The organism is Roseomonas alba (assembly GCF_019430885.1).
Classification (GTDB): Bacteria; Pseudomonadota; Alphaproteobacteria; order Acetobacterales; family Acetobacteraceae; genus Neoroseomonas; species Neoroseomonas alba.
Genome location: NZ_JAHYBZ010000001.1, coordinates 510,880 through 523,821, shown reverse-complemented (window position 1 = coordinate 523,821; position 12,942 = coordinate 510,880). Strand labels below are relative to the sequence as shown.

Below are 12,942 nucleotides of genomic sequence, written 5' to 3'. Positions count from 1 at the left end.
GGCCGCACCAAACCCGTCACCCTGACAACCACTGCCGGGGATCGGGAGGGATGATGCGCAAGGTGGTGATCGCGGCCGCGCTGACGGCTGCCCTGGCCTCGCCGGCGCTGGCCCAGCGCCAGGGGAGCTACAGCGTCGAGGGGCAGAGCCCCGACGGGCAACGATACGACGGCACGGCCATGCTCGCGCCGACCGGCGGCAACACCTGGCGAGTGGTGTGGAATGCGGGCGGCGGCACGGCGCAGGGCGTGGCCATCCTCATCCCGCAAGGGCCGCTGCTGGTGGTGGGCTACACGATGCAGGGCGATACCGGCGTCGCGGTCTATGCCGTGCAGCCGGATGGACGGCTGCTCGGCACCTGGACCCAGGGCCAGGGCGGCGGAATCGGCACCGAGACGCTGACGCCGACCGGTGGTCAGAGCGGCAAGTAGCGCGCGCGCAACCTTACGCGCCGTGCCTGGTCAGGCACGGAGTCAGCGGCGCGAGGCAGTGACGGCCCCAGGCATGACAAAGGGGGCCGGAGCCCCCTTCCCCAGGCACACCCTGGCGGGTGGGCTCAGCCCTGGCGGGCCTTCAGCCGGGGGTTCTTCTTGTTGATGACGTAAACGCGGCCGCGGCGACGCACCAGCACGCAGTTCTTGTCGCGGGTCTTCGCGGTCTTCAGGGAATTGCGGATCTTCATGGCTTACCTCGTGAGGGGGCGCTTCTAGGGGCGCCATTGCGGCAAGTCAACCGCGTGGAGGCGCATCCATAAGCATCTGCGTGTCGGTTTCGGACGAATTCCCGGCGCCGGCATGGGAGGACAGCGGGGACGGATGGAACGCGTCAAAGAGCAGCCCGCACCCTATCCCGTGCCGACGCAAGGATCAAGGAATTTGATCCTAATCAAGCCATGGCGTAGGTCATGCTCACCCGCCCGTCCGGCAGGCGCCGCAGATCCTGCAGCGCGAGTCCCTGCCGCCGTGCGGTCGTCGCGAAGAGCGACCGCCCCTCCCCCGCGATCAGCGGATAGGCCAGCAGCCGGATCTCATCGACCAGCCCGGCGTCCATCAGGGCTGCCGTCACGCTGGCCCCGCCGACCAGGTAGATGTCCCGCCCCGGCTGCTGCTTGAGGGAAGCGACCGCATCGAAATCCCGCAGGAACCGCGTCGTCGGCCAGGCCGTGCTGTCGAGGGTCCGCGACAGGACATAGTGCGGCGTCCGCGTGATGAACCTGGCCCAGGCCAGCTCCGCCTGGGACGGCGCGGCGCCGGTGATCCAGACAGGCGTGTCAGGGTCCGCCTGAATGGCCGACCAGTAGCGCTCATAGCCAGGATACATGCCGCCGCCGAGCAGGCAGGCGTCGATTCGGTCAGTCAGGCCATATTCCTCGGACCAGGTCTCGACCCAATCCGCGGTGCCGTCCGCACCCTCGGTCTTGCCATCGAGAGAGACCTTCAGTCCGGCGATCAGCTTGCGCATGGTGGTGTCCTTTCCTGTGTGATGCGGGACAGCAGGTCAGGAGGGGCTTTGCCCCTCCCGAACCCTCCCCACCAAAGGCCGCAAGGCCTTTGGAAACCCTGACTTGGTGCCTTGCGCCCAAGGCTGGATCAGTGCCGAAACCCGCTTCTGCGCACCGAAGGCGTTGCGGGGGTCCGGAATCCCGGCGGTGCCCAGCACCAGGTATCGGTTTCCAAAGGCCCTGTGGCCTTTGGCGGGGAGAGCCCGAGAGGGGCGGCGCCCCTCTCGGTCCCGCCCTCACTCACTCGGGAATCCGCTTCGCATATTCCCCCTTCAGCCGCAGCCACTCGTCCCAGAATGGCGCGGGTTCCACGCCTGCCATCCGCGCCGCCAGCACGTCGAGGTGTCCGTGCCACCCGGCCGAGACCTTCAGCAGCATGTCGCGATCCGGCAGGCGACGGTGGGTGATGGTCAGCAGCACCTTCTGCCCCACCGGGGCGAGCTCGAAGGTCACGCCGTCGCTGCGGCCCCAGGTGATGACCAGGCGGCGGGGCGGGTCGATCTCCAGCACCTCGCACAGCAGGCGGTGTTCCTCGTCAAACCCTTCGGGCCGGCGGCTCGGCGGGGTGTTGAGCTCGTCGTTGCGCCAGACGAATTCGACGGTGGCGCCGACCTTCTGGTCCATCGGCCCGGCGGCGAGCCACTGCCGTCGGAGGTCGCTGTCGGTGATGTAGGCCCAGACGCGCTCGATCGGCCCGGGCAGCATGCGCTGGATCTGCAGCGTCATGGGCTCGGTCAGCGCGCCGTAGCCATTGGGCGGGGTGAGGTCGTTCATGACTCGTCTCCTTGTTTCTCGGGGGCAGGCGTCTCGGCCTCCTGACGGAGGAGGCGTTCGAGGATGGCGAGCCGGTCGGTCCAGAACTGCTCGTAGAAGCCCAGCCAGTCATGGGCGGTGGCGAGCGGTCCGGCTTCGAGCCGGCAGACATGGGTGCGGCCGCGGATGTCGCGGCGGATCAGCCCGGCCTGTTCCAGCACCTTGATGTGCTTCGACGCGGCGGCGAGCGAGATGGCGAAGGGGTGGGCGAGCTGCCCCACGGTGCGTTCGCCGTCGGCCAGGTCGCGCAGCATGCGGCGGCGGGTGGCATCGCCGAGGGCGTGGAAGACGGCGTCCAGCGGTGGGGGCTGATATTCAACCATACGGTTGAATGTTGACTTCCTTGCCCGAATAGTCAACCAATTTGTTTAGTGTTTCACATCCATCCCCTCGCCGCGCCCATCCCCCCGATCACGGCATTGTCGCTTGTCGTGACATACCGACCAGTTGGTATGTTCCTGCGCATGGAAGCCGCCCGTCCCCGCCGCAACGAAGCCCGCACCCGCCTCCTCGATGCCGCGGTGACCGTGCTGCGCCGGCAGGGCTATGCCGGCACGACGGTGGAGGACATCTGCACCGAGGCGGGCGTGACCAAGGGCGCCTTCTTCCACCATTTTCGCAGCAAGGATGACCTCGCGGTCGCGGCGGCGGGGCGGTTCAGCGAATGGCTGGAGGCGCTGTTCGAACGGTCCGGCTGGCGCGGCCACGCCGATCCGCTCGACCGCGTGCTGGCCTATGTCGACTTCCGCATCGCGATCTTCCGCGGGGCCATCCCGCAATACACCTGCATGCTCGGCATGATGGTGCAGGAGACCTACGCGACGAATCCGGCCATCCGCCTCGCCTGCGAAGCCGGCATCCGCCTGCATGCCGCGCCGATCGAGGAAGAGATCGCCGCAGCGATGCGCGAGCACGGCGTCACCGGCTTCACCGCCGGGAGCCTCGCCGTCCACATCATGGCCGTGGTCCAGGGCGCCTTCGTCCTCGCCAAGGCGGTCGATGGCCCGGACGGCGCGGTCGAAACCCTGCGGCACCTGCGCCGCTACATCGCAATGCTGTTTCGGGAGAAAGCGCCGTGACCGAACTCTCCACGTGCCTGTGGTTCGCGACGCAGGCCGAGGAGGCCGCGCGCCACTACGTCGCCGCCATCCCCAATTCCGCGATCGGCGAAGTGACCACGCGCCCGCCCGGCGTGCCCGGCGCCGAGGGATCGGTGTTCATGGTCACCTTCACCCTCGCCGGCGCGCCGATGCTCGCCTTCAACGCGGATCCGCCGCCGGGCTTCACCAACGGCCTGTCGCTGGTGGTGTCCTGCACCGACCAGGCCGAGCTCGACCGCGTCTGGGACGCGATGCTGGAAGGCGGCGGCAAGACCCAGGCCTGCGGCTGGCTCACCGACCGCTTCGGCGTGTCCTGGCAGATCGTGCCGGAGGCGCTGCCGCGCCTGATGAAGGCCGGCGACGCCGCGCAGCGTGGCCGCGTCATGGCCGCGCTGATGACGATGATCAAGCTCGACGCCGCCGCGCTCGAAGCGGCGTTCCACGCGTCCTGACGCGACAGCAACCAGGAGAGACGACCATGTCCTATGTCGACGGCTTTGTGCTGGCCGTGCCCAACGCCAAGAAGGACTCCTACCGCGCGCATGCCGAGAAGGCCGGTGCGGTGTTCAAGGAGTACGGCATGCTCCAGATGTTCGAATGCTGGGGCGACGACGTGCCCGAGGGCAAGCTCACCTCCTTCCGCATGGCGGTGAAGCAGGAAGAGGACGAGACCGTCGTCTTCTCCTGGATCACCTGGCCGCCGAAGGAGGTCCGCGACGAGGGCTGGAAGAAGATCATGGAAGATCCGCGCATGAAGATGGATGGGCAGGAGATGCCCTTCGACGGCAAGCGGATGATCTATGGCGGCTTCAAGGTTCTGGTTCAGATCTGAGACGGAGGACGCGTCATGCCCATCACTCCCTACCTCTTCTTCGAAGGCCGCGCCGAGGAGGCGATCGCCTTCTACAAGACCGCGATCGGCGCCACGGCGCCCGTGATGATGCGCAACAGCGATTCTCCCGAGCCGCCCCCGCCGGGCATGATGCCGCCCGGATCCGAGCAGAAGATCATGCATGCCGAGCTGAAGATCGGCGATTCCACGGTGCTGGTCTCGGACGGCCATTGCGCGGGGGCGGCGCAGTTCGCCGGCTTCGGCCTGTCCCTGCCTGCGCATGACGAGGCGGAGGCGAACCGCTTCTTCGCCGCCCTGTCGGATGGCGGAGAGGTGCGCATGCCGGTGTCGAAGACCTTCTTCAGCCCCGCCTTCGGCATGGTGCAGGACCGCTTCGGCGTGTTGTGGATGGTCGGCGTCTTCGAGGAGCGCCCGTGATGGTCTTCGATCCCGCGCGCGACCTGGTCTTCGAGCGACGGCTCGACGTGCCGCCGGCGAAGCTGTGGGCGTGCTGGACGCAGCCGGCGCTGCTGGAGCAGTGGTTCTGCCCGGCGCCCTGGCGCGCGACGGATTTCGACATCGACCTGCGCCCGGGCGGCCGGTTCAAGAGCATCTTTCGCGGCCCTGAGGGCGAGGTGATGCCGCAGAGCGGCTGCGTCCTGGAGGTCGTGCCGGAACGGCGCCTCGTGTGGACCGACGCGATGGAGGAAGGCTACCGCCCCCGCGCCGAGCCCTTCATGACCGGGACGATCACCTTCGACCCGATCCCGGAGGGCACGCTCTACAAGGCCGTCGTGCTGCACGCCAATGCCGAGACCCGCGCGAAGCACGAGGCGATGGGGTTCCAGGAGGGCTGGGGGAAGGCCGCCGATCAGCTCGTCGCGCTGGCGCGCGGGCTGTGACCCGAGGCAGCGGGCGGCACGGCGTAACCGGAGGAGGGCAGTGCCCTCCCTCGGGGTCGCGCTCAGTCCCGTGGCAGCGACGCGATCGCGCGTTCGTATTCGCCCGTGTCGAAACCCACGATCAGCCGGTCGCCGAGCGCGAGCACGGGCCGCTTGATCATGGATGGCTGGTCCTGCATCAGCGCCAGGGCGCGTGCTTCGGTCAGGCCTTCCTTCTGCACGTCGGGCAACTTGCGGAAGGTGGTGCCGCTGCGGTTGAGCAACCTCTCCCAGCCCACCTTCTTCGCCCAGGCCTTGAGCGTCGCGCCGTCGATGCCCTTCGCCTTGTAGTCGTGGAAGTCGTGGGCGACGCCGTGGCTTTCCAGCCAGGCCCGGGCCTTCTTCATCGTGTCGCAGTTCTTGATGCCGTGGATGGTGATGGGCGTGGGCACGGGCAGGCTCCGATGATGCGTCCGGCCGCGAGCCTAGCCCGATTTCGCGCGCCAGGCCCCATCGGGCGTGCGCACAGGGCCCCTGTCCGACACGGAGGACCGGCCCGCATCGTGACGGGAGGAACCGCATGGCCGACCTGGTCCTGAGCATTTTCACCAGCCTCGACGGCTATTTCACCAAGCCTGGTGGCGCATTCGCGCCCCCGCCCTGGTCGGATGAGGTGGAGCGCGAATGGTCGCTCGCCGCGCTGAAGCGGGCGCGCCACCTGCTCTATGGCCGGGTGAACTTCCTGTTCAACAAAGGCTTCTGGAGCCCCGCCGAGACCGATCCGTCCAGCATGGCGGCGGGCATTTCCTATGCGCCGCTGATGAACGGGCTGCCCAAGACGGTGGTGTCCCGCACGCTGACCGGCGACCCGGGATGGAACGGCCGCATCGCCGGACCGGATCTCGCGGCCGAGGTCGCTCGGCTGAAGCGCGAGGTCACCGGCGGCGACATCTTCGCCTTCGGCGGCGGCGGGCTGGCGAACAGCCTGCTGGCCCTCGATCTCGTGGACGAGTTCTGGCTGTTGATCACGCCCGAACTCTATGGCTCGGGCGACCCCTTCTTCCGCGCCGGGCGGCCGGAAGTCCGGATGACCCTGACGGAATGCCGCCCGCTCGATGTGGGCTCCGTCATCCTGCGCTACCGCCGTCAGCGGCGGGCATGATCGCCATGGCCCTGACGCTCTACGCCCATCCCTTCTCGGCCTTCTGCCAGAAGGCGCTGGTCGCGCTCTATGAGAACGCGACGCCCTTCACCGTCCGCCCCATCGACCTCGGCAGCGAGGCCGATGCGGCGGCACTCGCCGCGCTCTGGCCGATGCGACGCTTCCCCGTGCTGGTGGATGGCGACACGGTGCTGCCCGAGGCGACCGTCATCATCGAGCATCTCGACCTGCACCATCCCGGCCCGATGCCCCTGATCCCCCGGGATCGCGACGCGGCGATCGAGGCGCGCCTGCTCGACCGCGTCTTCGACAACGACATCCTGGTGCCTATGCAGAAGGTGGTGCTGGACGCGATCCGGCCGGCGGGCGCGCGGGATCCCTTCGGGGTGGCGCAGGCGCGCACGGCGCTCCGCACGGCCTATGCGTGGCTCGACGCCCGCCTCGCCGGCCGTGCCTGGGCGGCGGGGGAGAGCTTCTCGCTCGCCGATTGCGCCGCCGCGCCCGGGCTGCTCTACGCCGACTGGGTGGAACCGATCCCGGAGGCGTTTGCGACGCTGCGCACCTATCGCGCGCGGCTGCTGGCGCGGGCGTCCTATGCGCGGGCGCTCGACGAGGCGCGGCCATATCGGCGCCTGTTCCCGCTCGGCGACCCCGGGCGGGACTGATACCGGCGGCTCCTCGCCCTGATCTGGCGGACCGACCGCGGCCCTGCCACAGGCGCGCGAAGACACGACGCTGACGGCAACGGAGAGGGGCTCTGTCCCTCCCTGTCGTGTCGCATGCCTGCGCACCGTGCCGCACGCCGCCGCTGCGGGCCGGGTGACGCGAGGGCGCCGCCCCTACGAACCACCCGGGAATGGCGTCCAGCCCGGCCGGCTCCCGCCGTCAGCCCTCAGCGCCGAGCCGTTCCGCCAGCCGTCCGGCAGCCTCGGCGAAAGCCCCGGCATCCTCCTCAGTCAGGATCTCGGCCACCAGGCGGGGCATGATCCCCGCGAGCACCGCGACAAGGGCCGCATCGCGGCCCGGCGCCACCCGGTCCAGCCCGTGCACCACCTCCTCATCGAGGACGAGGAAGAACTTGTCGCCGTATTCGTCGCTCTCGGTGCCCGGCCAGGCCTCGAAGACACGCGGCCAGGACGGTGCGCGGCGGAACTCCAGTACCACCTTGGTGCCCGAGACGCCGAACTTGAATTTGACCTCCCGCCAGCGCTCGCCGCGCGACGCGAGGCCGGTCAGCCGCAGGTCGATCAACCGTCCGCTGGGCTCGTCCTGCCGCGCATCGAGCACCACCTCGGCATAATGCGCCTTCCCGTCCAGCCCGGTGACGGCCTCGGTGCCGGATGGTGGGGCCTCCGGCCATTGCTCGCGGGGATAGGCCTCCTCCAGCGCCCGCAGGGGCCGCGCCTGGACGATCGGCGGTGCCGGCGGCTCCACGGCCCCGGCGGCCTCCGGCGCGACGCCCCCTGTCACCGCGTTCGCGAACAGCACGGGCGCCAGCACATCGAGCACGGCCGGTCCGACGCCGCGCAGTTCCAGCGCGACCTCCGGCGCAGCGTCGCCGGCGGGCAACGAGAAAGGCCGCGTCTCGTCCGGCGACAGGGGCCGCCATTCCGTTGCGGCCGCACCATCCCCCAACGCCAGCCGGGCCTCCATGATCCCGCTGCCGAGGCGCAGGTCGCAGCGCAAGGCAGCACAATGATCGGGCAAGGGACCGAGAAGCAGCCGCGTGGTCTCCCACGCCGCGGGCAGGGTCAGCGTGCGCCGCTCGCGCGATCCGGCGTCGAGGTCCCCGGGCCCGTCCAGGCGCGCCGCGGCGAGCATCTGCGCGGGGGCGAGGCGCGGCACGCGCGGAGCCGCCTCCCCGTACCAGTCCTCCCAGGCCATGTGCAGCGGCTGCACGAGGCAGGCGCCGATCGGCAAGGTGGCCACGGCCAGGGCCGGTTCCCCCGGGCGCTCCGCCGCGGCCGACAGGGCGACCTCGCCTGCCTCGCCCTCCGCCTGCACGCTGATCAGGAGCGTCTGCGGCCGCCCCGACACTGGTTCCGGCGTCTCGAGATGCAGCCAGCCAGCCTGCAGATCCGCCGCCGGCACGCGCCAGGCGCAAAGCACCCGATCCGTCTCCGCGCCGATCAACCGCACCGACAGCCCCGCATTCGCCGCCTCGGCGAGGTGCAGGCTCAGCCGCGCAATGCCCGCGGTCGGCATGCCCGGCTGGAACAGCCGCGCCTCCGCGCCCGCCGCCAGCCGCAGCGGCACGGCGGCCTCGTCGACGGCGAGGTCCATACGGATCTCCGCCTCGGGCGGCGTCCGCCCCGCCGCGGCCTGGAGCAGGGCGGCGACCGAGCCGCGCAGCTGCTCGACCTCCATGCGCAGTGCGACGATGCGCTGCTCCTGCTCGCAGACACGCCGCGTGGCGGCCGCGGCATCGTCCAACGCCACGGCCAGGAGTTCCGGCAGCGCGGCGAGGCCGCTCTCGGCGACGATCACCGTCGGCGGCTCGAGCCCATGGTCCCGCCACCAGGCGGCGAGACGCCGGGCCCCCAGGGGGGTCTGCGCGACGATGGCGATCACGGCGCCGGGCGGATGCGCCAGGACGATTGGGCCGGTATCGCCATCATGCGCCGGACCAAGGCGCAGCATGACCCCGTCAGCGAGGAAATGGGCGTGACAGAGCCGCGCCCCGGCGCCATCCAGCGCCACCGTCTCCGGCAGGCGGCTGTCGACCACGATGGTCGGGCGGCCATCGAACAGGGCGGCCAGCGCCGCCGCCGGCGCATGGACGCGAAGGCCAGCGGCAACCTCCGCAATAAGAGGTTGCGTGATCCCGACCTCACCCTGAAATTGCATTCCAGTCTGGACCTTTGAACCTGGGCCTGTTCAGGAACGGCATGAACGAACACGCGGACGTAACGGGCACCGATTGCGACGTCGTCGTCATCATTCCTCTATACAGGCAGCCGGCTCTGTTCTCGGAAGCCATCGCCTCGGTTCTGGCGCAGCAGGGCGCGCCAGCCTGCCGGATCATCGTTGTTCTGGATGGATGTGTCTATCGCCAAAGCCTGGACTCCGCGCGCGCCTGGGCCCGCGCCCATGCACCGCAGGTCGTCGTCCTGGCGCAGCCGAATCGGGGCCTCGCCGCCGCGCGCAATGCCGGCATCCGCTTCGCGCTCCAGGCCTGGCCGGGTTGCCGGGCGATGTTCTTCCTCGACGCCGACAACCGCATCGGGCCCCATTTCCTGCGCCGCGCCTGGCAGGCAATGTCGGCTGCCGCGCCCGAGGTCGGCTGGATCTATCCGGATTTTGATCTCTTCGGCATCGGCGGTGCGTGGTCCACCGCCGGGACCCACGACCTGCTGCAGCACCTGACGGAGAACATCTGCGACGCCGCGGCGCTGGTCCGGCGGGAGGTCTGCGAGGCCGGCGTCGTCTTCGACGAATCCCTGCGCGCAGGCTTCGAGGATTGGGACTTCTTCCTGCGGGCCGCCAGCGCCGGGTTTCGCGGCGCACATCTGCCGCAGGCCGGCTTCACCTACCGCCGCCGGCCGGAAAGCATGCTGACCGAGGCGCGACGCGACCGTGCCGCCCTGCTCTCCACGTTGCGGTCGCGGCACCGGTCGCTCTACGCACCGCGCGCCGTCCTCGGCCTGGAGGCGCGGGAAGCGCCGCGCTTCGCGCTGTTCGAGCCTGACGCGGCCCTCGCCTGCCTCGACCCCGAGGCGCCGCCGCGGGCCGACGCGCCCGCGTCGCTGATCCGGCGCCTGGCCGCAGCACATCGCGCCCCGGGGCGGGAACATGCGCCCGCCCTCGCCGTCTTCGCCGCGGCGGGCGTCCTGCCGGCGCTGCGCCGCTCGGGCCTGCTACGCGGCATCCTCGCCCATGCCGAGCGGTTGCTGGAGTCGGCACCGGTCTGCGGCGTCACCCTCGGCGCCTCGCCGGATGGGCAGATCGGCCTCAGGCCGGACCACCAGCCGAAGGTCGACGACGCGGCGCTCGTCGTGCTGCGCAGCGCGACACTGGCCAAGGCCGCCGGCGCCGGCGGATCGCTCGCCGCCCTGCCCGCGCGAGGCATGACGGCCTGGCTCACCGGCCCCGTCCCGCCACCGGGGGGCGCGGTGGCGCTGGCCCAGGCGACGGCGCGGGGCTTCGCCGCCGCGCTGCGGGACCTGCCGCCCTCCCGCATCTGGCGCCCCGACGGACGGATCGCGCGGGCGGAGGCCGCAGGCCGCGTCGCCCGTTCCGCCCTGCGCGCCTGGCCGCTGCTGCCGCTGGCGCCGCAGACGGACCGTCGCGACATCGCCTTCATGACCCCGGTCTTCGGCATGGGCGGGGTCGAGCGCGTGCTCTGCTGCCTGGCGGCCGAGATGCGCCGGGCCGGCTGGCGCACGCATCTCGTCGTCACCGACGCCGAGACCATCGCCCGCCCGCCGGCCGAGGCCTTCGACGGCATCGTCCTGCTGCCCGGCTTCGATGCCGAGCGACACGGGGGCGGGCGGAACGCCTATGCCGGCGCGGCGACCTCGCTGCTGCCCGAGGACTCGGAGGAGACGGAGGCGCTGCTCGGGCTGCTCGCGCCCATGCAGGCGGTGCTGGTGACGCATGCCTTCGCCGGCCATGCCCTGGTGGGGCGGCTGCGACGCTTCGGCATCCGTACCGCCTGCGCCCTGCACCTGTCCGAGCGCGGCGCTTTCGGCGAGCCGATCGGCAACCCGCAGACCGCCCTCGCCTATCAGCACGCCTATGACCTGTTCGTCGCGCATTCCCGGGAACTCGGCCTGTGGTGCGCGGCCTCGGGCGTGCCCGAGGAGGCGGTCCTGACGCTGGAGAACGCGCCGGGCTACCCCGCCGGTACCGAAGGCGTGGCGGCCGCGGTGGCAGGACGGCGCATGCCGCGCGAGGGACGCCGGCTACGGGCGCTCTTCCTGGGGCGGCTCGACCGGCAGAAGGGGCCGGACCGGCTGGCGGCGATCATGGCGGCGACCCGCGACGCGGTGGACTGGCGCGTGGTCGGCCGCGCCGTGCTGGACGAACCGCCCGCGCTGCCGGTCGACCCCGAACCACCCGTCGAGGATCCGGCCGCGCTCGACGCGCTCTATGCCTGGGCCGATGCGCTGGTGCTGCCCTCCCGCTTCGAAGGGGTGCCGCTGACCGTGCTCGAGGCCCAGCGCATGGGCTGCGTTCCCGTCGCGACCGATGTCGGCGGCGTGGCGGAAGCCGTGACCCATGGCGAGGACGGCCTGCTGGTGCCGAACGGGCCCGATGGCGAGGTCATCCGCGGCATGACGGCGGCACTGCTGCGCCTTGCGGGGGATGACGGGCTGCGCCGGGCGCTCGCCGAGGCCGCCGCCACGCGCGGGGCACGGCGCGGCTGGGACCGGGCGGCGGCGGCCCTGCTGGAGGCACTCGCGCCGGCGGAGGCGCTACGGCCCCTCCTGTCCCCCACCCCTGCCGAGGCGGTCGGCGCATGACCCTGGAAGCTCTCGCATACCGACGGATTCCGCAGGCCCGCGTGCAGGTCTTCGACTGGCCCGTGGTGCGCGTGCCGGATGGCTTCCGCGGCGGCCCGGTGCTGACCGAGGAGGCCGATGCGCCCCTGCGCCACACCCGCCGCCGCCGCCCGATCGACCAGTTCCGGCCCGACGAGACCTATGAGGAGACACTGCCCGGCCAATACGTCTATGCAGGACCGGTCTATGGCCATTTCGGCCACTTCATGGCCGAGTTCGTCCATCGCATCATCCCCGCCCGGCTGCGCGGCCTCCGCTTTCCGCTGCTCTTCGTCTCGACCCAGGGGTTCAACCCGCATCCGACCTATGGCGAATTCCCCGAGGTGATGAAGGAAGCGCTCGCCTTCCTGGAGGTCCGGCCCCAGGACGTGACGGTGGTCAACCGCAACACGGTGGTCGAGGTGCTGCACGTCGTCGAGGCCGGCTCCGACCTCGTGGGCGGACCGAAGCCGGGCTATGTCGAAGCGCTCGCCGCCTTCTGCGGCCCGAAGCTCGATGCGCGCCACGGCGCCACGGCGCGGCCGCGCAAGCTCTACGTCTCCCGTTCGGCCCTGCCGCCGCAGGGCATCGTGCTCGGCGAGACCTGGTTCGAACAGCATCTGGAACGCGCGGGCTTCACCGTCTTCCGGCCTGAGGAATGGCGCTTCACGCCGCAGCTCGATCACTACCGCAAGGCCGAGGCCGTGGTGTTCCCCGAGGGGTCCGCCTGCCACGGCACCGAACTGCTCGGCGCGGGCGCGATGGGGCACAGCGTCATCCTGCCGCGCCGCACCGGGCCGGAAGCGGCCAACCTCCAGCGCGTCGTCGAGCCCCGATCACGGGCCTTCACCATGCTCGCCGGCTGCACGGACTACCTCGGCAGCGCGGCCGCGCAGAAGGGCACTGGCCTGCCGCTCGCCCATCTCGGCGTGTCCTGGCTCAACCTCGATGCGACCGTTGCCGCCTTCCGCGCCCACGGGCTGGCGGAGTTGACCGGCGTCACGCTGCGCGACTACACGGCCGCGGCCGAGGCCGACTTCCAGCGCTACCTGGCATTCCTGTCGCGTCCCGGCGGACCTTTCGACGCCGGACACGCCCGGACGCTGGCGGAAGCGTTCGAAGCGCGCATGGCGGCGGGTCTCGTGGCGGGATCATGAACCAGGGCACGAG

16 protein-coding genes are annotated in these 12,942 nt (G+C 71.0%); 10 read left to right on the top strand and 6 right to left on the bottom strand.

All coding sequences use genetic code 11. The features are described from left to right. Nucleotides 1-50: 50 nt before the first annotated feature. Entirely contained in the window at nucleotides 51-431 is a 381-nt protein-coding gene (locus KPL78_RS02400) for a hypothetical protein (protein WP_219761128.1), read from the top strand. A 125-nt stretch (nucleotides 432-556) separates the two neighbouring features. On the opposite strand, the gene ykgO is transcribed toward KPL78_RS02400, so the two are convergent. From ykgO to KPL78_RS02380, 4 genes are all read right to left on the bottom strand, one after another. Further along, nucleotides 557-682 carry a type B 50S ribosomal protein L36 gene (gene ykgO, locus KPL78_RS02395; protein WP_137125466.1) on the bottom strand — a complete coding sequence of 42 codons (126 nt, stop codon included), beginning with the start codon at nucleotides 680-682 and terminating at the stop codon, nucleotides 557-559. Between the two features lie 203 nt (nucleotides 683-885). After that, complete coding sequence (locus tag KPL78_RS02390) at nucleotides 886-1,461, bottom strand: dihydrofolate reductase family protein (protein ID WP_219761126.1); 576 nt, start codon at nucleotides 1,459-1,461, stop codon at nucleotides 886-888. 280 nt (nucleotides 1,462-1,741) lie between these two features. Then, a complete protein-coding gene (locus tag KPL78_RS02385) occupies nucleotides 1,742-2,275 on the bottom strand; it encodes an SRPBCC family protein (RefSeq protein ID WP_219761125.1) in 534 nt (177 codons plus the stop codon). Next, on the bottom strand, nucleotides 2,272-2,637 hold the full coding sequence (locus KPL78_RS02380) for an ArsR/SmtB family transcription factor (protein WP_219761123.1): 366 nt from the start codon (nucleotides 2,635-2,637) through the stop codon (nucleotides 2,272-2,274). Before KPL78_RS02380 ends, KPL78_RS02385 begins: the two co-directional genes overlap by 4 nt. 141 nt (nucleotides 2,638-2,778) lie before the next feature. Here KPL78_RS02380 and KPL78_RS02375 point away from each other — a divergent pair, with 141 nt between their 5' ends. From KPL78_RS02375 to KPL78_RS02355, 5 genes are read left to right on the top strand one after another with little or no spacing between them, the layout of a single operon-like run. Then, nucleotides 2,779-3,393 (top strand): TetR/AcrR family transcriptional regulator, encoded by a 615-nt coding sequence (locus tag KPL78_RS02375; protein WP_255568517.1) that lies wholly within the window; start codon nucleotides 2,779-2,781, stop codon nucleotides 3,391-3,393. Beyond that, nucleotides 3,390-3,866 carry a VOC family protein gene (locus KPL78_RS02370; RefSeq protein ID WP_219761120.1) on the top strand — a complete coding sequence of 159 codons (477 nt, stop codon included), beginning with the start codon at nucleotides 3,390-3,392 and terminating at the stop codon, nucleotides 3,864-3,866. Before KPL78_RS02375 ends, KPL78_RS02370 begins: the two co-directional genes overlap by 4 nt. A gap of 26 nt (nucleotides 3,867-3,892) precedes the next feature. Then, nucleotides 3,893-4,246, top strand: coding sequence for a DUF1428 domain-containing protein (locus KPL78_RS02365; protein ID WP_219761118.1), 354 nt, complete (start codon nucleotides 3,893-3,895; stop codon nucleotides 4,244-4,246). 15 nt (nucleotides 4,247-4,261) lie between these two features. Then, nucleotides 4,262-4,684, top strand: a complete 423-nt coding sequence (locus KPL78_RS02360) for a VOC family protein (RefSeq protein WP_219761116.1) — start codon at nucleotides 4,262-4,264, stop codon at nucleotides 4,682-4,684. Then, nucleotides 4,684-5,148 (top strand): SRPBCC family protein, encoded by a 465-nt coding sequence (locus KPL78_RS02355; protein ID WP_219761114.1) that lies wholly within the window; start codon nucleotides 4,684-4,686, stop codon nucleotides 5,146-5,148. Before KPL78_RS02360 ends, KPL78_RS02355 begins: the two co-directional genes overlap by 1 nt. Before the next feature lie 62 nt (nucleotides 5,149-5,210). Here the strand turns inward: KPL78_RS02355 and KPL78_RS02350 are convergent, their stop codons facing one another. After that, a complete protein-coding gene (locus KPL78_RS02350) occupies nucleotides 5,211-5,579 on the bottom strand; it encodes an ArsC family reductase (protein WP_219761113.1) in 369 nt (122 codons plus the stop codon). Between the two features lie 128 nt (nucleotides 5,580-5,707). Between KPL78_RS02350 and KPL78_RS02345 the strand changes: the two genes are divergently transcribed. Further along, a complete protein-coding gene (locus tag KPL78_RS02345) occupies nucleotides 5,708-6,289 on the top strand; it encodes a dihydrofolate reductase family protein (RefSeq protein WP_219761111.1) in 582 nt (193 codons plus the stop codon). After that, nucleotides 6,286-6,954: a glutathione S-transferase family protein gene (locus KPL78_RS02340; RefSeq protein WP_219761110.1), complete on the top strand. Its 669-nt coding sequence runs from the start codon at nucleotides 6,286-6,288 to the stop codon at nucleotides 6,952-6,954. Before KPL78_RS02345 ends, KPL78_RS02340 begins: the two co-directional genes overlap by 4 nt. A 220-nt stretch (nucleotides 6,955-7,174) precedes the next feature. Here the strand turns inward: KPL78_RS02340 and KPL78_RS02335 are convergent, their stop codons facing one another. Next, nucleotides 7,175-9,136 (bottom strand): DUF6212 domain-containing protein, encoded by a 1,962-nt coding sequence (locus tag KPL78_RS02335; RefSeq protein ID WP_219761108.1) that lies wholly within the window; start codon nucleotides 9,134-9,136, stop codon nucleotides 7,175-7,177. Nucleotides 9,137-9,177: 41 nt separating this feature from the next. On the opposite strand from KPL78_RS02335, the gene KPL78_RS30630 reads away from it, so the two are divergent. Further along, entirely contained in the window at nucleotides 9,178-11,754 is a 2,577-nt protein-coding gene (locus KPL78_RS30630; protein ID WP_219761107.1) for a glycosyltransferase, read from the top strand. Next, a complete protein-coding gene (locus KPL78_RS02325) occupies nucleotides 11,751-12,929 on the top strand; it encodes a glycosyltransferase 61 family protein (RefSeq protein WP_219761105.1) in 1,179 nt (392 codons plus the stop codon). The genes KPL78_RS30630 and KPL78_RS02325 overlap by 4 nt, the downstream gene beginning before the upstream one ends. The last annotated feature ends 13 nt before the right edge of the window (nucleotides 12,930-12,942 follow it).